This is a genomic window from Streptomyces speibonae, from assembly GCF_984686075.1.
Genome location: NZ_OZ480260.1, coordinates 3563925 through 3582547, shown reverse-complemented (window position 1 = coordinate 3582547; position 18623 = coordinate 3563925). Strand labels below are relative to the sequence as shown.

At 72.4% G+C, this 18623-nt stretch carries 17 protein-coding genes; 5 read left to right on the top strand and 12 right to left on the bottom strand.

Going from position 1 to position 18623, the window contains the following annotated elements; all coding sequences use genetic code 11:
* The first annotated feature begins 86 nt into the window (after positions 1 to 86).
* Both tgmC and AC5L3C_RS16100 read left to right on the top strand, forming a co-directional pair.
* Positions 87 to 1289: an ATP-grasp peptide maturase system methyltransferase gene (tgmC, locus tag AC5L3C_RS16105; protein WP_493649592.1), complete on the top strand. Its 1203-nt coding sequence runs from the start codon at positions 87 to 89 to the stop codon at positions 1287 to 1289.
* Between the two features lie 77 nt (positions 1290 to 1366).
* On the top strand, positions 1367 to 1795 hold the full coding sequence (locus tag AC5L3C_RS16100; RefSeq protein ID WP_493649591.1) for an ATP-binding protein: 429 nt from the start codon (positions 1367 to 1369) through the stop codon (positions 1793 to 1795).
* Positions 1796 to 1810: 15 nt separating this feature from the next.
* Here the strand turns inward: AC5L3C_RS16100 and AC5L3C_RS16095 are convergent, their stop codons facing one another.
* The 8 genes from AC5L3C_RS16095 to AC5L3C_RS16060 all read right to left on the bottom strand — a co-directional run bounded on the left by AC5L3C_RS16095 (position 1811) and on the right by AC5L3C_RS16060 (position 9258).
* Complete coding sequence (locus AC5L3C_RS16095; RefSeq protein ID WP_493649590.1) at positions 1811 to 2338, bottom strand: SMI1/KNR4 family protein; 528 nt, start codon at positions 2336 to 2338, stop codon at positions 1811 to 1813.
* Positions 2339 to 2592: 254 nt separating this feature from the next.
* Positions 2593 to 3246 carry a DUF4232 domain-containing protein gene (locus tag AC5L3C_RS16090; protein WP_493649589.1) on the bottom strand — a complete coding sequence of 218 codons (654 nt, stop codon included), beginning with the start codon at positions 3244 to 3246 and terminating at the stop codon, positions 2593 to 2595.
* A gap of 168 nt (positions 3247 to 3414) precedes the next feature.
* Positions 3415 to 4944: a MocR-like pyridoxine biosynthesis transcription factor PdxR gene (pdxR, locus tag AC5L3C_RS16085; protein WP_493649588.1), complete on the bottom strand. Its 1530-nt coding sequence runs from the start codon at positions 4942 to 4944 to the stop codon at positions 3415 to 3417.
* A 15-nt stretch (positions 4945 to 4959) separates the two neighbouring features.
* Complete coding sequence (locus AC5L3C_RS16080; protein ID WP_493649587.1) at positions 4960 to 5688, bottom strand: B3/B4 domain-containing protein; 729 nt, start codon at positions 5686 to 5688, stop codon at positions 4960 to 4962.
* 1 nt (position 5689) lies between these two features.
* Complete coding sequence (locus tag AC5L3C_RS16075) at positions 5690 to 6298, bottom strand: LysE family translocator (protein WP_493649586.1); 609 nt, start codon at positions 6296 to 6298, stop codon at positions 5690 to 5692.
* 255 nt (positions 6299 to 6553) lie between these two features.
* Positions 6554 to 6946, bottom strand: a complete 393-nt coding sequence (locus AC5L3C_RS16070; protein ID WP_493649585.1) for a hypothetical protein — start codon at positions 6944 to 6946, stop codon at positions 6554 to 6556.
* Between the two features lie 10 nt (positions 6947 to 6956).
* On the bottom strand, positions 6957 to 7730 hold the full coding sequence (locus AC5L3C_RS16065) for a hypothetical protein (protein ID WP_493649584.1): 774 nt from the start codon (positions 7728 to 7730) through the stop codon (positions 6957 to 6959).
* A gap of 151 nt (positions 7731 to 7881) precedes the next feature.
* Complete coding sequence (locus AC5L3C_RS16060; protein WP_493649583.1) at positions 7882 to 9258, bottom strand: FAD-binding oxidoreductase; 1377 nt, start codon at positions 9256 to 9258, stop codon at positions 7882 to 7884.
* 149 nt (positions 9259 to 9407) lie between these two features.
* On the opposite strand from AC5L3C_RS16060, the gene hemB reads away from it, so the two are divergent.
* Positions 9408 to 10409 (top strand): porphobilinogen synthase, encoded by a 1002-nt coding sequence (gene hemB / locus AC5L3C_RS16055; protein WP_493649582.1) that lies wholly within the window; start codon positions 9408 to 9410, stop codon positions 10407 to 10409.
* A 432-nt stretch (positions 10410 to 10841) separates the two neighbouring features.
* Here hemB and AC5L3C_RS16050 read toward each other — a convergent pair whose 3' ends face one another.
* The gene (locus AC5L3C_RS16050; RefSeq protein WP_493649581.1) at positions 10842 to 11561 is read right to left on the bottom strand and encodes a DUF4232 domain-containing protein; all 720 of its coding nucleotides are present in this window, start codon (positions 11559 to 11561) and stop codon (positions 10842 to 10844) included.
* Positions 11562 to 11768: 207 nt separating this feature from the next.
* Between AC5L3C_RS16050 and AC5L3C_RS16045 the strand changes: the two genes are divergently transcribed.
* The gene (locus AC5L3C_RS16045) at positions 11769 to 13154 is read left to right on the top strand and encodes a helix-turn-helix domain-containing protein (protein ID WP_493649580.1); all 1386 of its coding nucleotides are present in this window, start codon (positions 11769 to 11771) and stop codon (positions 13152 to 13154) included.
* Positions 13155 to 13176: 22 nt separating this feature from the next.
* On the opposite strand, the gene AC5L3C_RS16040 is transcribed toward AC5L3C_RS16045, so the two are convergent.
* Entirely contained in the window at positions 13177 to 13506 is a 330-nt protein-coding gene (locus tag AC5L3C_RS16040; RefSeq protein ID WP_493649579.1) for a DUF2690 domain-containing protein, read from the bottom strand.
* Between the two features lie 67 nt (positions 13507 to 13573).
* Positions 13574 to 15331 (bottom strand): arginine--tRNA ligase, encoded by a 1758-nt coding sequence (argS, locus tag AC5L3C_RS16035; protein ID WP_125504922.1) that lies wholly within the window; start codon positions 15329 to 15331, stop codon positions 13574 to 13576.
* A gap of 151 nt (positions 15332 to 15482) precedes the next feature.
* On the opposite strand from argS, the gene lysS reads away from it, so the two are divergent.
* On the top strand, positions 15483 to 17225 hold the full coding sequence (gene lysS / locus AC5L3C_RS16030) for a lysine--tRNA ligase (RefSeq protein WP_493649578.1): 1743 nt from the start codon (positions 15483 to 15485) through the stop codon (positions 17223 to 17225).
* Between the two features lie 72 nt (positions 17226 to 17297).
* Here the strand turns inward: lysS and AC5L3C_RS16025 are convergent, their stop codons facing one another.
* Positions 17298 to 18575: a DUF2637 domain-containing protein gene (locus AC5L3C_RS16025; RefSeq protein WP_493649577.1), complete on the bottom strand. Its 1278-nt coding sequence runs from the start codon at positions 18573 to 18575 to the stop codon at positions 17298 to 17300.
* Between the last annotated feature and the right edge of the window lie 48 nt (positions 18576 to 18623).

Here is an 18623-nt window from a genome sequence, read left to right as displayed (position 1 = left end):
GCCGCTTGTACGAGCTGATCGCATGCACAGTCTGCACGCGCGCGAGCACAATGCGTGGTGAAACCAGGTGAAAGGAAGGGCCGTCCATGGCGTTGCCCGTAGACCTCGAGACCGATGCCGCGCGGCTGCGTGCGGTCATGGTGGAGGAGCTTGCCGTACGTGGGGAGCTGGACGATCCGGGCTGGCGGGCGGCCGTGGATTCGGTGCCGCGGCATCGGTTCGTGCCTGGGTTCTACCTGGCCGGTGGGGAGCGGGACGGGCGGGGGCTGGCCGTGTGGCAGCCGGTCACCGCCGCGCTCGATCGCGGGCGCTGGCTGGCCGCCGCGTACTCCGACACCACGCTGATCACGCAGTTCGACGGTGAGGAACCCGAGTGGGAAAACCCGGTCGAGCGGTACGGAGGGGCCCCGACCTCGTCCTCCACCTTGCCGTCGCTCGTGGTGCGGATGTGGGCCGACGCCGATGTCCGGGAAGGGCACACGGTGTTGGAGATCGGCACGGGTACGGGGTACTCGACGGCACTCGCCTGCGAACGTCTCGGGTCGGCCGGTGTGACGAGCGTCGAGGTGGATCCGCGCCGGCTGGAACGCGCCGCGAGCGCGCTGCACGGCTGTGGTTACGCGCCCACCCTCGCGGTCGCCGACGGGCTGTACGGGTACTGGCCCGAGGCCCCGTTCGACCGGATCGTCGCGGCCTGCTCCTTCCGCGCCGTGCCCCCGGCCCTGGTCGCCCAGACCCGGCCGGGCGGGAAGATCCTGCTGACACTCTCCGGCTGGCTGTACGGGTACGCCCGCGTCCTGCTCACCGTCGCCGGGGACGGCACCGCCGAGGGGCAACTGCTCGGCGGTACGGTCTCCTTCATGGCGGCGCGCACGCACGCTGCGCTGGCCTTTGGTAATCCCGCCCACTGGGCGGCGGGGTTGCCGAGAGAGATGCGGGTCGCCCGGTACGGGCCCGAGCGGATCACCACCGGGAGCGAGGAAGCCTTCCATCTGCGCTTCCTCGTACAGAGCGCCGTACCCGGTGCCCAACTGGCCACCGTCGGCGACGCGGTGCATCTGATCGACGTGGCGAGCGGGTCGGCCGCCGCGCTGACGCCGGACGGTGACGGGGGTTGGCGGGTGCGGGAGGGGGGTCCGGTGCGGCTGTGGGAGCGGGTCGAGCGCGTTCTCGACGGCTACGAGACGGCGGGGCGGCCGGGGCCCGAGACGTTCACCTTGTGTGTCCATGGCTGCGGACAGCATCTGCGTCACGCGCGGTTGCCGTGCTTGGCGCTGCCCTTGCCCTGAGGGACGGGCCGGACAGCCCTCGGTCGCACGGGTCCACCGCCTTCACAGCGGGAACGCGAGTGAACACCCTGAGTGACATGGATCAAAGAATCGCCGTACCCCGCACCCCGCTCCACCAGTTCACCGTGCCCCTCTCCGCCACGCGCCGGGGTGCCCGGCTGGCTCGGCTGTTCGCCACCGAGCAACTGGAGGGGTGGGGCGTGCCGTTGGATCCGGCCCGGCTGATTGTTGCCGAGCTGGCCGCCAATGCCGTCGCGCACGGCCGGGTTCCCGGGCGCGGCTTCCGGCTCGCGCTCACGGTCACCACGTGCGGGGTGCTGCGCATCGAGGTGACCGACGCCAAGGGTGAGAGCCTGCCGGTGCGGGGGAGTGCCGTGCCGGAGCTCGGTGAGTCGGGGTACGGGCTGGTGCTGGTGGGGGAGTTGGCGGACCGTTGGGGGGTGGTGGCAGGGCCGGTGCCGTGCAAGACCGTGTGGGCCGAGCTGGAGGTCGCCCGCTTCTGGTGACGGGGCTCAGTGACCTCAGCGGCAGAGAGCGTCGATGTCGTCCGAGAAGGCCGGGAACTCGCTTGCGGCCTCGGTGAGGATGGCGTGGGCCGGCCTGCGGGGGGTGGTGGCGTGGCGTTCGGCGAGGGCGGTGAGCGCCGCGTCGGGGCGCAGTTCGCGGTCCTCGTCCAGGACCGCCTCCAGGGGGCCGCAGCCGTCGGCCAGCATCCACAGGAAGTCGGAGAGGTTCCCGGCCACCACGGCGCGCTCGCCCTCCGAGCCCAGGAAGATCACGGGCTGTTCGGCGAGGGGACGGCCGGGCCGCACGCGCCAGAGGGCCGCGAGGCCGCCGGTGCCGTCCTGCCCGAAGACCCGGTAGGCGTCGCCGTCGAGGTCCGGGTTCCCCGTCCACTTGCGCAGCCAGTCCGTGGTCTCCTCGGCCGATTCGAAGGCGTCATAGGGCTCGAAGTCGATGCCCTCGCCGTCGGCGTAGTCGACCCCCGTGCGGGCCAGTTCGGCGAGGGCGGGAGGGAAGGCGCGGTCGTCACCGGTCGTCTCGTTCATGCGCGGCACCGTAGCCGCCGGCACTGACATTGATGCTGATACTCGGGTTCCGGTGGTCGTGACCCGGGCACTGACTGACGCTCTGTTGGACTGTCCTCAAGTTGTTCTGTCCGTCCGCCGGTCCTGTTCAAGGGGGCGGAGCGGCTGTGGACCCTTGTTGGGGTCGTGGGTCGGCCCTCGCCCCCCGGGACCAGCGTTCCCGGGGCGAGGGCCTGGCCGATGTGGTGTCGGTGAAGTTGTCGTGCCGATGGTGGTCAGCCGCCCTGGCCGGCGCTGCCCATCGGGCCGACCTTCACGGAGGAGCCGGAGCCGTCCGTCACGGGCAGGGAAGCGCCGCCCGGCCAGTCCAGGGTGACCGACTTCGTCTCGTTCGGCGGGGTCACCACCAGGCTGGTGATCTTGACGCCGGAGCCACCCGAGTTGTTGATCGGGTAGCTGACGGCGAAGGACACCGACTCACCGTCCTTGAGGATGACCGTCTCGGCCTCCTCGCCGGTACGCTCCGCGGACACCGTTCCCGAGCCGGTCTCCAGGTCGACGCCCGCGTACCCCACGAGGGAGCAGTCCCGGCCGCCTTCGTTGCCGAACTCCACCGCGACCAGGCCCTCGTCGTCCCCGCCGGCGCCCTCCACCGCGGTGACCTCGAGCTCGTCGGTCCGGCACTCTCCCACCTCGCCGTTCTGGTTGGAGCCGGTTCCGGCGACCGAGCCCTGTGCCTGGTCGTTGCCGTCGGAGCCGCCCGTGGAGGCGTCGTTGCCCTTCTGGCCGTCCTGGCCGCCCGTGCCGGCGGTCGTGGGGGAGGCGGCGGGCGTGTCGCCGGCGGCGGCAACGTCGTCGTTCTGGCAGGCCGTGAGCGAGAGACCCGCGACGACGGCCAGGGCGGCGATGGTGAGCTTGTTGACGCGCATGGTGTCATCCTCAGTGTCAGTGGGGGGCCCGCTCGTTGGTGCGGGCGGCCGTTTCTGATCACCTAGAGGCGCCCGGTCCGGCCCGCGTTTCGCCCAACGGCGCGCTAGGACGCGCCTGTTACAGACCAAGACGGAACCTGGACACATGCTTGAGCGCCGTTACGGAACTCAGGAGCGCCGGGTCAGTTCGCGCAGGGCCCGGCCGAGGGTCCGTACGCCCTCGGTGATCGTGCCGGGCGGGTCGGCCGCGTAGCCGAGGACCAGGCCCGGGGGGCCGGGCAGCTGGCGGTGCCAGGAGAGGGGATGGCACTTCACGCCGTGGGCGAGGGCCGCGGCGGCGAGGTCGGTGTCGGGGACGTCCGGGGCGTACGTGACCGTCAGGTGCAGCCCGGCCGACGCGCCGTGGACGACCGCGCCCGGGAGATGCTCCTGCACGGCGTGGATCATCGCGTCCCGGCGGCGGATGTGGCGGGCGCGGAGCAGCCGCAGATGCCGCTCGAGCTGGCCCGATTCCATGAGCTGGGCCAGGACCAGCTGGGGCAGTACGGCGTTGCCCAGGTCGGTGAAGCGTTTGGCGTCGGTCAGCGCCTTGAGATGGCGGGCCGGCGGCAGGAGCCAGCCGATGCGCAGCGCGGGCGCGAGGAGTTTGGAGACGCTGCCCATGTAGTGCACCTCGTCGGTGACCAGGGCGCGCAGCGCGGGCACGGGCGGGCGGTCGTAGCGGTGCTCGGCGTCGTAGTCGTCCTCCAGGATCAGGCCGCCGTCCGCGGCCCAGCGCAGCAGTTCGCGGCGGCGCTCGCCGCTGGTCACCACGCCGGTGGGGAACTGGTGGGCGGGGGTGAGGAGCACGGCGCGGGCTCCGGTGGCGCGCAGCGCGTCGACGCGTGGGCCGTGGGCGTCGACCGGGACCGGCGGGGTGGCCAGTCCGCCGTTGCGCAGGTGCTGGCGGGTGCCGAGCGAGCCGGGGTCCTCCACCGCGACAGCGGTGATGCCGTCCGCCGACAGCAGGGGGGTCAGCAGGGTGAGCGCCTGCGCGATGCCGGCGACGACGAGGAGGCCGTCCGGGTCGACCCTGATGCCGCGGCTGCGGGCCAGCCAGTCGGCCACGGCGCGGCGCAGGCGCGGGGCGCCGCGCGGGTCGCCGTAGCCGAGATCGGCGGCCGACAGTTCGGCGAGCACGGCGCGTTCGGCGCGCAGCCAGGCCGTGCGGGGGAACGCGGAGAGGTCGGGGCGGCCGGGGGTGAGGTCGATGCGGGCGTCGGCGGCGCGCAGCGCGTCGAAGACGTCGGCGTCGGGTTCTCCGGCGAAGGGGGAGGGTGGGGCCGTACCGCCGGGGTGCGGGGGCTTCGTGCCCTGGGCCGGGGGTGCCGCTGCCGGGGGTGCCGCGACCACCACCGTGCCGCCGCGCCGGCGCCCTTCGACGTGGCCGTCCTCGGCCAGGCGCCGGTATGCCTCGGTGACCACGCCGCGCGAGACGCGCAGTTCGGCGGCGAGCACCCGGGTGGCCGGGAGCCTGCTGCCCACGGTCAGCCGGCGGTCGGTGATGGCCTGCCGCAGCCGCTGGGCCAGCCAGTCCGCCTTACCGCCCGCGGGCGCGTCGCCGGCGTACAGCGAGAGGAAGTCGGAGCCGGGCGCCGGCGGGGCGGTGGTCTCCGCCGCGTCGGCCGTCGGCCGTTCCTGCTCGCTCACCGCACCCATGGTGCCACGCGTCCCTTACGGTGTCCGGGCGCCGGACAGGGGCTCGTCGCTGAACGTGCACTCCCGTGCGGAGGGGGTGAGAAGGGCCGTCACGGGGTCGGTCCGCCAGTGCGCGGTGAGTTCGGCGGCGATCGTCCGCACCGCCTCCGCGACGGTGTCCGCACCGCCGTCGTGCACGGCTTCCGCCACGACGAAGATCCGGGTGGTGTGCTCGCCGACCGCGGAGTGGCCGCTCTGCCGGTTGGTCCAGCGGCGGGCATGCGCCCGGCCGGCGGAGTCGGCGTACGTCACCTCGCCGGGGGCGGGATGTTCGATGGCGCCGCCGAAGGTCGTGTACTCCTCGTCGCCGTGGGCGTGGCGCACTTCGAGCAGCGGGCCGGTGATGCGGTCGGCGTCGAGGACGGCGACCGGGACGGCGTACGCGACGGAGATCGCGTTGCACAGGTCGACCACGGGGTGGATGCGCGGGAGGGTCCCTTCCTTGCGCAGTCGCCGCAGCAGGGACTCCGAGGCGCACCGGTACTGCGTCGGCTTGAGCCCCATCCGGGTGAACGTCCGGCGCCAGGCGAGCACTTCGGGGAACTGGCCCTCGGTGGCGCCGGCCAGCCGGGTCAGGGCGCGGGCGGTGTACTCCGCGACGCGGGGGCCGACGTCGGCCGCCGGGCCGATGCCGGTGGCGTGCAGGGCGGCCGCCGCGAGGCGGGGGTGGTCGGACCAGATGGCGTCCGCGTGCCGGAAGCGCATGTCAGGCCACCGCCATGCGTGCGCTCATGCCGACGAAGCAGAGGGCGAAGACCCGGCGGATGCCGGTCATGATGCGGGGCCGGGTCATCAGGCGGTCGCGCACGGCCGCGGCACACAGGCCGTAGACGGCGAAGACGGCCAGGGTCAGAGCCATGAAGACCGCACCGAGCTGGAGCATGATGCCGAGGGAGCCGGGCGTGCCGACGGGCACGAACTGGGGGAGGAAGGCGACGAAGAACAAGGTCAGCTTCGGGTTCAGCAGGTTGATGAGGACCCCGGAGGTGATCACGCGGAGCGCGGGCGGTGGCGCGGTCTTTGCCGCTTCGACGGTCAGCGCGTCCTTGTCGCGCAGCGTCGTCCACGCCATGTACAGCAGGTAGCCGACACCGAGGTACTTCACCACCGAGTAGGCCACGGCGCTGGCGTGCAGCAGCGCGGCGAGGCCGCTGATCGTCGCCACCAGGTGCGGTACGACGCCGAGCGTGCCGCCGAGCGCGGCCAGCAGGCTCGCCCGGCGGCCGTGGGACAGCGCGGCGGCGAGGGTGTACACCACGCCGGGGCCGGGCGTGACCACCACGACCAGGGTGGTCAGCAGGAACGCGAGACTCACAGGATCCCTCCGGGAGATGGACGGTTCTCCCAGCCTGGCGCAGTCATGGCCCGAAGGGCAGAGCCAAACGGTGCGGGCTCTACAGGTCCAAAAGGCACGGACCCCGTGCACCGCACCGGGGTCCGTGACCGTATGCGCGCTCGTCGGACGAGGCCGATCGACAGGAGCTCGTCGGACGAGGACGCCTGACGGGAGCTCGTCGGACGAGGACGCCTGACGGGAGCTCGTCGGACGAGGACGCCCGACGGGAGTTCGTCAGACGAGGCCGACCGACAGGAGACCGCCTCCCGCGGCGACCGCGAAAGCGAGCCCGCGCCGGCCCGCGGTGACCGCCCCGGGGTTGCCCCGCGTCGACAGCACCAGCACGGCGTTCGCGGCGAACGCCGGAAGCAGGATGCCGAACAGCGCGAACGTGCCGACCGCCCCGAGCGTGAGCTCGACCGGCGTGGCGACGGCACCCGCCACCATCGCGACCGCGGCGATCGCGTACAGCGTCCCCGACGCGAGGGTGACGTCGTCCCTCTTCAGCGGGGCGGGCCCGCGCCCCTTGGCGTGGTTCCAGTGGCGACGCTCGGTGCCGACCCGGGCCAGCACCATGATCACCACCTCGACCGCCAGAGCGATCACGGCGACATGCTCGATCGTCACTGCACTCACCTCACTTGCCGCACGCGGACGAGATGGCGGAGATGCCGATGAACGCCTTCACGGCCTCGCGCTCCTTGGAACCGACGCGCTTGCCGTTGACGAAGCGCCAGATGATGTTCGCCGTCTTTTTCGCGCCGTACCGCTTGAACAGGGCGACCGCGCGGGCGACCTTGATGCTGGAACCGGCCGGCGCGAAGCTGATCAGCACGGCGGCGACGGCGGCACTGCACTTGACGACGAACTTCGTCTGGTCCCACCACCCCATCGCGGCCATCATCGGCTGCTTCCCGCCGGGGGCGGCAGCGGCGGCCGGGGCGAGCCGGGCCAGGGTGGCGGCGCGCACCTCCGCGTTGGCGAAGAGGGGCAGCAGCGCGGCCCGGGCCTCGCCGTCCTCGGGGTGGGCGGCCTGGACGAGCTGCTCGGCCGTCGGCCGCGCCGGGAGCGCGGCGAGACGGGTGCGCAGGGCATCCGGGTCCGGAGCCGGCCTGGTCAGGGCCACGTCCAGGGCGGCGGCGAACTGGTCCTCGGTCACGCCGAGTTCGGCTATCCCCTGCGCGAGCACCGCACCCTGCGCCCGCTCCGCCGCGGTGAACTCCGGTGCCTCGGCGGCCGGAGTGGCGGTCGCCGAGACCGTGCGCTGTGCCGCGGGGTCCGCGGCTTCCGTGGCCTGGGCGCCGGTGGCGGTGGCGAGGAGGGTGCCCGCGGTGACGGCGGCGACGAGCATCGCGCCGGTGCGCCGGGCGGCACCGCGCCGCCCGGTGTTCGTGATGATTCTGGTGGTCATGCCAGAGTCCCCGTATTTCTGTTCAGTTATGAGGTGTTGTCCACCTCTGTGGTCGGGAACGAACGTATCTACCGACCGGTAGCAAGGTAAAGGATCTTGAGCAGGATCAGAGCCTTCTCCCGGCCGGCCCGGACCAGGTGGGCAGCGGTTCTCACACCGTGTGGCCGAAGCGCAGGAGGTTCGCCGGGTCGTACGTGTCCTTGACGCGGCGCAGGCGCTCGTGGACCTGTGGGGTCCAGGCGCGGGCCCGGTCGGCCGCGTCGCCGGGGGTGCCGTGGATGTTGATCATCGTGCGGCCGGTGCCGTAGGGGGACATCGCCGTGTGCAGGGACGCCGTGGCGCGTTCGACGGCCTCGGCGTCGGGCGGGGCTCCCATGACCGCGACGGCTTCCAGGAGGTGGGCCGCGTCGCGGGCGCAGATCGCGTCCTCCGTGCGCGCGGGGCGGGACAGGGCACCGCCCATGTGGCGGATCTGGGCGACCAGGATCGGGCTGCCGGAGGCGTCGGGGCCCACCTGGTCCAGGAAGGCCCGCTGGGCCTGCGGGGGCAGTTCGCGCAGCAGGGAGCAGGACTCCCGGGCGGGGAGCGGATCCTGCGGGTCCAGGTGCACGCGGTCGATGTCCGTGTACGGCATCTCCTCCACCCAGTCGACGGCCACCGGCGCGGCCGCGCGGAGCGGGGCCAGCAGCCGCTCGCCCTCGGCCGGGTCGCCGGTCCAGACGACCGCGACGCGGGCCCAGAAGCCGCCACGGATCGGTTCGGGGATCTGCGGGATGGGCGGCATGCGCAGGACGGCGAACGCGCTGCACATCCGCTCCGGGACCGTGCGGGTCCACTCCGTCCAGGCGGCCAGGACGGCCTCGGCGTGTTCGCCGCGGAAGTAGAGGCCGCCGCCGAGCACCGTGCGCAGCGGGAGCAACTCCGTGACCAGGGACGTCACCACGCCGACGGTGCCCTTGCCGCCGCGCAGGGCCCAGAAGAGCTCGGGCTCGCTGGTCCCGTCCGTCTCGTGGAGCCGCCCGTCCGGCGTGGCGACCCGGAAGGAGCGGACCAGGTCGGCGGCGTACCCGTACGTCCGGCCGAGCACCGGCAGACCGCCGCCCGCGAGGTAGCCGGTCGCGCCCGCGTCCGTGGACGTGCCGTTGAGCGTGGCCAGCCCGTGCGGCGCGGCCGCGGCCAGCACGTCCCCCCACTTCGCGCCGGCGGCGACCGTCGCGGTGCGCCGCCCCGGGTCGACCTCCACGGCCCTCATGCGGGCGGTGCTGATCAGCAACCCGTGGTCGACGGGGAAGTTGGCCCCGTGACCGGTGGCCTGGGCGGCGACCGGGGTGCCGGTGGCCGACGCCCAGCGCAGCGCGTTCACCACGTCGTCGGCACCGGTCGCGGCGACGACCACGTCGGGGGTGCGCAGGGCGGACAGATTGAAACCCGTGACCTCCTCGGCGTACCCCTCGTCGCCGGGGCGCAGCACGGGGCCGCGGATCTCCGACAGGGCGAACAGGTCGGGGGTGGGATGCGTGGTGGTCATCGCGTCCTCCGTGAGGCGTGTACGGAGGGACCCGCCGTTCGGGGCCTTTCCTCCAGCATGACTCCGGGGCGGGAGGCCCGCACATGGCCTCCGGGCCGCCGACTCGGCGTCGGCAAAGGCACGGGCGGGGCGGGCGTAGCGTAGGTGGTATGACGACGTACGGATCCTTCCCCGGCGCGCGGCCGCGGCGTCTGCGTACCACTCCCGTGATGCGGCGCATGGTCGCCGAGACCAGGCTGCACCCCGCCGACTTCATCCTCCCGGCCTTCGTGCGCGAGGGGGCGGGCGAGCCGGTGCCGATCGCGGCGATGCCGGGCGTCGTGCAGCACACGCGGGACAGTCTGAAGAAAGCGGCCGCCGAGGCCGTGGCGGCCGGGATCTCCGGGATCATGCTGTTCGGCGTGCCGGAGGAGTCGAAGAAGGACGCCCTCGGGACGCCGGGCACCGACCCGGACGGAATCCTCCAGGTCGCCCTGCGGGACGTGCGGGCCGAGGTCGGGGACGACCTGCTCGTCATGTCCGACCTGTGCCTCGACGAGACCACCGACCACGGGCACTGCGGGGTGCTGGACGAGCAGGGCCGCGTCGACAACGACGCCACGCTGGAGCGGTACGCCGAGATGGCGCAGGTCCAGGCGGAGGCGGGCGCGCATGTGGTCGGGCCCAGCGGGATGATGGACGGGCAGATCGGGGTCATCCGCGCCGCCCTCGACCGGGTCGGGCGCGAGGACGTGGCGATCCTCGCCTACACCGCCAAGTACGCCTCCGCCTTCTACGGCCCGTTCCGGGAGGCCGTCGCCTCCTCGCTGCGGGGCGACCGCAAGACCTACCAGCAGGACCCGGCGAACGTCCGTGAGTCGATGCGCGAGCTGGCGCTCGACCTGGAGGAGGGCGCCGACATGGTGATGGTGAAGCCGGCCGGCCCGTACCTGGACATCCTGGCGCGGGTCGCGGACACGGTGGACGTGCCGGTGGCGGCGTACCAGATCTCCGGTGAGTACTCGATGGTGGAGGCGGCCGCCGAGAAGGGCTGGATCGACCGGGACCGGGCGATCCTCGAGACGCTGACCGGCATCAAGCGGGCCGGCGCGCGCAACATCCTGACCTACTGGGCGATCGAGGCGGCCCAGAAGCTGAACGCTGCGCGGTAAGGGACGGACGCGGCCGCGGGACCCGCGGCTGGAGAGGTCGTCGTGGAGGCGCCGACGCGCGCCTCGATGCAGGTGCGGCCGCCGGTGTCGACGCCGGCAGGAAGCAGGCCCGCAGGACCGTGCCGGGGCGGGCCGTGACCATGGGCGTGTAGACGTACGTCGTGGTGTCGTCCTCGTTCCCGACCCGCCCCTCGGCGTTCTGGGACTACTCCGGCCTGCTCTTCACCTACTGCGACTGAGTGGAGCGGCAACCGCGGACACGCCGTGGTCCGCCCCTGCGGAGGAGAGCCTCGCGGGGGAGGGACGGACCACGGCGTGTCCTTCGTGTTTTGCGGGGAGCCCGGAGACGTCGGGGATCCCGGGGATGTCGGGGATCCCGGAGGTGTCGGGGATACGGCGCCTGCGAGCGCGTCCACGTCCCGGCCGGGCCGCTCAGTAGTTGAGGGCGTCGTCCATCGACCGCTGCCAGTACGTCACCGCCAGCGAGCTGTCGTAGTAGACGCCCTCGGCCGGCAGGGACGGGATCGCGGCCGGGCCGCCGTCGCTGTTCGGGGTGGAGCCCTGGAAGCCGACGGCGAGCTTCCGGCCGGTGGTGCCGCCGTCGCCGCTGCCGTCGGCGGCCGACAGCAGGGCCGCCGCGTACCCCGTCTCGCCCGGCTGGAGGCTCACCACGGCCTGCGGCTGGGTCTCCTTGACCGGCTGCGGCACCCACTGCATCTCGTCGAACCGGAGCACCGGGTAGTAGGTGAGGTCGCAGAGCTTGGACCCGGTGTTCTTCACCGTGATCAGCATGTGGTTGACGGGGCGGGAGACCGGCTTCGCGGTGACGCTGGTGTTGGAGCCGTTGCAGGCGACGCGGGACTGCGGGTCGCCGGAGTCGGCCGGCGAACCGGCGCTTTGGTCCGTGTCCTTGCCGCCGTCGCTCCCTCCGTTGCCGCCGCCCTTGCCGTCCTGGGCGGGCTTGCCCGTACCGGTGCCCTCCGCCGCCGGGTCCGTGGGTGAGTTCTTGGACCCGTCCGCGGTCGCCGCCGAGTCGGTCGACTGACCCGGGCCCTCGTCCTTGGTGCCCGTGCCGTCCTCGCAGGCGGTGAGGGCGAGCGTGGCGAGGGTGATTCCGGCGGCGGCGATCAGGCGGAGGCGGGAGGCACGCATGGCAAATTCTCTTTTCTCGTCACGAGTTGGGGCCGCTCGACCGTTCGGCGGGAGCGGCGTGCTTGGATGACCAAAGCTTGTGAGGGGATCCGTCCCGGCCGCCACATCCGGCGGACGATCCGGGACGCTGGAACGCTCATACCGCTCTGACCTGGGGAAATGGCCGTTCCCTGGAATGGCGGAACGGGACAGGGGGAAGGAGGAACAGTGTCGGAAAGCATGCCCGCGGCGGAGTTCGCAGCGCTCCTGCGGGAGTTGAAGGACCGGTCGGGGCTGAGCTACGGGGTCCTTGCCAAGCGGCTCCACATGAGTACGTCGACGCTGCACCGGTACTGCAACGGGGACGCGGTGCCCACGGACTACGCGCCGGTGGAGCGGCTGGCCCGGCTCTGCAAGGCGGGCCCCGAGGAACTGGTCGAACTGCACCGGCGGTGGGTGCTCGCGGACGCGGTACGCAGACGCAAGCCCGAGACCCCGGCGGCGGATGCGCCGGAGAAGGTGACGCGGACACCGGAGCAGGACACCGCGCCAGCGGTGACGCAAGCGCCCGGGAGGACCACCGGACCCGCGGCCGCCGAAGCGCCGGACCGGAACGCCGCACCGGCACCCGCCGCCGAAGCGCCGGAGCAGTACACCCAACCCCCGACGGAAGAGGCGTCCGCCGGACCCCGCCCCCGGCGCCGTACCCGTACCGCCGTCCTGGCCGGGACCGCCGTCGCCGCCGTGGTCGTCGGTATCACGGTCGCCCTGGGGCTGCCGGACGGCGGGACGGACGGCGACGCGGCCAAGAAGCCGGTCGGGGCCGCGACCGTCGACGACAAGGACGTCACACCCACACCGTCGCTCTCCGCCTCTCCCTCTTCCTCTTCCTCCGCCTCCGCCTCCCCGTCCCAGACCCCCGCCCCGGCGGACAAGAAGACGAGCAGCCCGCCGGCCGCCGGGGCCGCCGCGGCGGACACCGACGACGAGGACAGCGGGGTGCCGCTCACCGTGCACACCGAGCCGTACGCCTGGGAGAGCCCCTGCTTCCAGCGGTATCTGGTCAACCGGCCGGCGAGCGAGGTGAAACCGCCGCCCGTGGAGCAGGACGCGCCGGCGTGGGTCAGCGCGTTCGGGGCCGTGTCCTCGGGGGAGCAGTATGTGCAGCTCACCGTGCAGGGGACCTCGGACAGGACGGTGGTCGTGGAGGATCTCACCGTGCGGGTGGCGGGCAAGCGGTCGCCGCTGGCGTGGAACGACTTCGTGATGGGCCACCCCGGCGTCGGCTGCGGCGCGGGCGTGCCCACGCGTTCCTTCACCGTCGCCCTCGACGCCGCGCGGCCGGACGTGACCCCGCAGGCCGGGCACGACGACTTCCCGTTCTCGGTCAGCCAGTCCGACCCCGAGGTCTACTACATCACCGCCGACGCCTCCGCCTACGACGTCAGCTGGTTCCTGGAGCTGAAGTGGTCCAGCGGCTCCCGCAGCGGCACGCTCACCGTGGACGACAAGGGCCGCCCCTTCCGCACCAGCGGCAACAACGGGCGCCCGGCGTACGAGTTCCCGCTGGGCGGCGAGAAGTGGGTGCCGGAGGGCACGACCCTGCAGGAATGACGGGCCGCCGGCACGCGGCGCCTCAGCTCGCCGGGCTCACCGGGGCACCCCCGCCCACGCGGGCCTCGAAGCACTCCCGCCGGCTGTCGGCGGCCGCGGTGGGCCGGAAACAGGCCCGCAGGACCGTTCCCGGACGGGCCGTGGTCATGGCGGTGTAGACGTACGCTGCCGCGTCGACCTCGTCCGCGATGCGCGCCCGGCGGGTCGGTCCGCCCGCCGTCACCGTCAGCCCGTCGCCGACGCGCGTCGCGTACATCCGGGCCCAGCCGGCGCCGCACTCCCCGCTGTAGCGCAGCTCCACCCGGGCTCCGGTCGCGGTGCGGTGCCTGCTGAGCCGGACCCGGCACCGCACAACCGGGCGCGGCCCGTCCTCCCACCGGGGGAGAGGACGGGCCGCGTCGCGTGTGCCGTCGGAGGGGTCAGAGCCGCTCGGGGGTCCGGATACCCAGCAGGCCCATGCCCTTGGTGAGAGTGCGGGCCGTCATGTCGCACAGGAACAGCCGGTTGCCGACCTGCTCCGGGGTGTCGGCCTTGAGGACCGGGCACTTGTCGTAGAACGACGTGAACAGCGTGGCCAGCCGGTAGAGATACGCCGTCAGCTTGTGCGGGGCGTACTCCGCGGCCGCCTCGAAGACCGTGTCGCCGAACGCGTCCAGGTGCAGGCCCAGGGCCCGCTCCGCCTCGTGCAGCTCCAGCTCCGGACGGGCAGCGGGGCGGACCTCGCCGGCCTTGCGGAGGATGGACTGGATACGGGCGTAGGCGTACTGGAGGTAGACCGACGTGTCGCCGTTGAGCGAGACCATCTGGTCCAGGTCGAACTTGTAGTCGCGGCTCGGCGAGGTCGACAGGTCCGCGTACTTCACCGCGCCGATGCCGACCTGCGCGGCCCGCTCCCGGATTTCGTCCTCGGTGAGGTCCCGCGCCTTCTCCCGCACCACCTCGGCGGCCCGCTGGACGGCCTCGTCCAGCAGGTCCTCCAGGCGTACGGTCTCGCCCTCACGGGTCTTGAACGGCTTGCCGTCCGCGCCGAGCACCGTGCCGTAGCCCATGTTGTGCGCGGTGACGTCCTCGTTCAGCCAGCCGGCCCGGCGGGCCGTCTCGAAGACCATCTTGAAGTGCAGGGACTGGCGGACGTCCACGACGTACAGCAGCGTCGTCGCGTGCAGCTCGTCGACCCGGTTGCGCAGGGCGGTCAGGTCGGACGCCGCGTAGCCGAAACCGCCGTCGGCCTTCTGCACGATCAGCGGGACCGGCTGGTCGTCCTTGCCCCGGATGTCGTCGAAGAACACCACCAGCGCGCCCTCGGAGCGCACGGCGACGCCCATCTCCTCCAGGAGGCGGGCGGTCTCCGGCATGCCCTCGTTGTAGGCGGACTCGCCGACGATCTCCTCGTCGCGGATCTCCATGTCGAGCTTCTCGAAGACGGAGTTGAAGTAGACCTTCGACTCGTCGACGAACTGCTGCCACAGCTCCAGCGTCTCCTTGTCGCCGGACTGGAGGGCGACGACCCGCTTGCGGGCCCGCTCCTTGAACTCCTCGTCCGCGTCGAAGAGCGCCCGCGAGGCCTTGTACACCCGGTTCAGGTTCGACATGGCCTGCTCGCCGTCGACCTCCTCGGGCGGGGCCAGCTCGCCCGGGTGCTCGAACAGGTACTGGATGAGCATGCCGAACTGGGTGCCCCAGTCGCCGATGTGGTGCCGGCCGATCGTCTTCTCGCCGGTGAAGTCGAGCATGCCGCGCAGGGCGTCGCCGATGACCGCGGAGCGCAGATGGCCGACGTGCATCTCCTTCGCCACGTTCGGCTGGGCGTAGTCGATGACCGTGATGCCCGCGTTCTCGTTCAGCGGCACCCCGAGGCGCTCGTCGTCCGCGTACCGGGCAGCGAGGTTCCCGGTGATCGCCCGGTCGGCGACGGTGATGTTGAGGAAGCCGGGTCCCGAGACCTCGACGTCCTTGATCAGGTCGCCGGTGGTGATGCGGGCGACGACCTCGGCCGCGAGCTCGCGCGGGTTGGACTTCGCCTTCTTGGCCAGCGCGAGGATGCCGTTGGCCTGGAAGTCCGCCCGGTCGCTTCGTCGCAGCAGCGGGTCGGCGCCGGCGGCCTCCGGCCGGGTGGCCGAGAGGGCGGACGCGAGCTGCTGCTGGACGGAGTCGGTGAGGGACGTGACCGAGGCCATGGAGGCTGCCGTTCTGCTCGGGTTCGTGGGACTGCTACGACAGACGAGTATCCCACGCCGTGAAAAGCGATTTTCGCGGATACGGGCCGGGCTGGGAGAATGAAGCGGTCAGCCGTGCGACCGTACCGGCTGCCCGAGCAGAAAGAAGGACGTGCCGATCGTGGCTCAGAGCACCGAGACCACCGACTGGGTCTCCCGTTTCGCGGATGAGGTCATCGAGGAGTCGGAGCGTCGGGCCCCGGGCAAACCGGTCGTCGTCGCGTCCGGGCTCTCGCCTTCGGGCCCGATCCACCTGGGCAACCTCCGCGAGGTCATGACACCGCACCTCGTCGCCGACGAGATCCGCCGCCGCGGCCGCGAGGTCCGGCACCTGATCTCCTGGGACGACTACGACCGCTACCGCAAGGTCCCGGCCGGCGTTCCCGGGGTCGACGAGTCGTGGGCCGAGCACATCGGCAAGCCGCTGACCTCCGTCCCCGCCCCCAAGGGCTCGCCGCACCCGAACTGGGCCGAGCACTTCAAGACCGCGATGACCGAGTCGCTGGCCGAACTGGGCGTGGAGTTCGACGGGATCAGCCAGACCGAGCAGTACACCTCCGGCGCCTACCGCGACCAGATCCTGCACGCCATGCGGCACCGCGGCGACATCGACGCGATCCTCGCCCAGTACCGCACGAAGAAGGCCCCGGCGAAGAAGCAGCAGCAGAAGCCGGTCGACGAGGCCGAGCTGGAGGCCGCCGAGGGCTCCGGCGCCGCCGCCGAGGACGACGGCAGCTCCGGCGCGGCCGGGTACTTCCCGTACAAGCCGTACTGCGGCAACTGCGGCAAGGACCTCACCACGGTCACCGCCTACGACGACGACTCCACCGAGCTCACCTACGCCTGCACGGCGTGCGGCTTCCCGGAGACGGTCCGGCTGAGCGAGTTCAACCGCGGCAAGCTGGTCTGGAAGGTCGACTGGCCGATGCGCTGGGCGTACGAGGGCGTGATCTTCGAGCCCAGCGGGGTCGACCACTCCTCGCCCGGCTCGTCCTTCCAGGTCGGCGGGCAGATCGTCGGGATCTTCCACGGCAAGCAGCCCATCGGCCCGATGTACGCCTTCGTCGGCATCAGCGGCATGGCGAAGATGTCGTCGTCCCGGGGCGGTGTGCCCACGCCCGCCGACGCCCTGAAGATCATGGAGCCGCAGCTGCTGCGCTGGCTGTACGCACGCCGCCGGCCCAACCAGTCCTTCAAGATCGCCTTCGACCAGGAGATCCAGCGCCTCTACGACGAGTGGGACCGCCTCGACGCCAAGGTCGCCGACGGCTCCGCCCTGCCCGCCGACGTCGCCGCGCACTCCCGCGCGGTGCGCACGGCGAGCGGTGAGCTGCCGCGGACGCCCCGCCCGCTGCCGTACCGCACGCTGGCCTCGGTGGCCGACATCACCGCCGGGCACGAGGACCAGGCGCTGCGGATCCTCAGCGACCTCGACCCGGCGAACCCGCTGACCTCCCTCGACGAGGCCCGCCCGCGCTACGACAAGGCCGAGGCGTGGATCAACACCCACGTCCCCGCCGACCAGCGCACCATCGTCCGCTCGGAGCCCGACGCGGAGCTGCTGAAGTCCCTCGGCGACGAGGAGCGGCAGTCGCTGCGCCTGCTGCTCGACGGGCTCGCGGACAACTGGTCGCTGGACGGGCTCACCCACCTCGTCTACGGCGTGCCCAAGGTCCAGGCGGGCTTCCCGGCCGACGCCACGCCCAAGGAGCTGCCGCCGGAGATCAAGACCGCCCAGCGGTCGTTCTTCGCACTGCTGTACCGCCTGCTGGTGAGCCGGGACACCGGCCCGCGCCTGCCCACGCTGCTGCTGGCGGTGGGGCAGGAGCGGGTGCGGACCCTGCTCGGGGAGTAGGCGGCAGGACGACGACAGGGGGCGCCCGGTGATCACCGGGCGCCCCCTGTCGTCTGTCGTCGTGTGTGCGCGCTACGCGATGTGGTCCTCTTCCATTTCCGCCGTGTGGCGCGCCTGGAAGCGTTCGGCGAGGGCCTTCAGGGCGCTCGGGCTCAGCGTGGTGCCGTAGGTCGCCTCGATGTTGTCGCCCAGGACGCGGGGCGTGGGGTAACTGCCGTCTATCGACTGACGGAACACCTGGTAGTACGCCTCCTCGTCCGGGTCGGACGCGGAGGTGCCGCCGCCCTCGCCGAGCTCGCGGGTGCGGCCGCCGGGGACGACGGGGATGGGGAAGCTGCCGGTCTCCTCCGGAGAGGGCTCCTGGAGGGGCGGCTCCTCCTGGTACTGGTCCTCGTACTGCTCGGCGTGCTGCTGCTCCGCGTACCAGCGGGCGTACTCCTCGTCGGGGTCGTACGTGGGGTCGTAGCCGCCGTGGTACTCGACCGTCTGCGGGTCGCGGGCGTGCAGCCAGGGGTTGCCGGTGGTGTCGTCCCGGTACTCCGGTTCCTGGTTGCCCTCGAGTTGCAGGCGCTGCTCCCCGGCGGGTGCTTCGCCCCGTGCCTGGACGGCACGGCCGCCCGCGGCCGCGTCGTGCTCCGGTGCCGGGGGGATCAGGGCCGGTTCTATGCCCGCCGCGGCCAGGCCCGCCGGGGCCGTGTCGGCGAGGGGGACGCCGTACTTGGCGAGACGGAGGGGCATCAGGGACTCCACCGGGGCCTTGCGGCGCCAGGCGCGGCCGTACCGGGAGCGGAGACGGGCCTGGTAGACCAGGCGCTCCTGCTCCAGCTTGATCACCTGCTCGTAGGAGCGCAGCTCCCACAGCTTCATCCGCCGCCACAGCAGGAACGTGGGTACCGGCGAGAGCATCCAGCGGGTGAGGCGGACGCCCTCCATGTGCTTGTCGGCGGTGATGTCGGCGATCCGCCCGATCGCGTGCCGGGCCGCCTCCACGGAGACCACGAACAGCACCGGGATCACGCCGTGCATGCCCACGCCGAGCGGGTCGGGCCACGCGGCCGCGCCGTTGAAGGCGATCGTCGCCGCCGTCAGCAGCCACGCGGTCTGCCGCAGCAGCGGGAACGGGATGCGGATCCAGGTCAGCAGCAGGTCCAGGGCGAGCAGGACACAGATGCCGGCGTCGATGCCGATCGGGAAGACATAGCTGAAGTCCCCGAAGCCCTTCTTCAGGGCGAGTTCACGGACAGCCGCGTACGAACCCGCGAAGCCGATCCCGGCGATGATCACGGCTCCGAAGACGACCACACCGATGAGAACCCGGTGCGTCCGTGTCAGCTGAAGTGGCGCGGCCACCCGTACTCCCCTCCCCATGCGTGTTGTTGCGCGCAACAGAGTGGCACA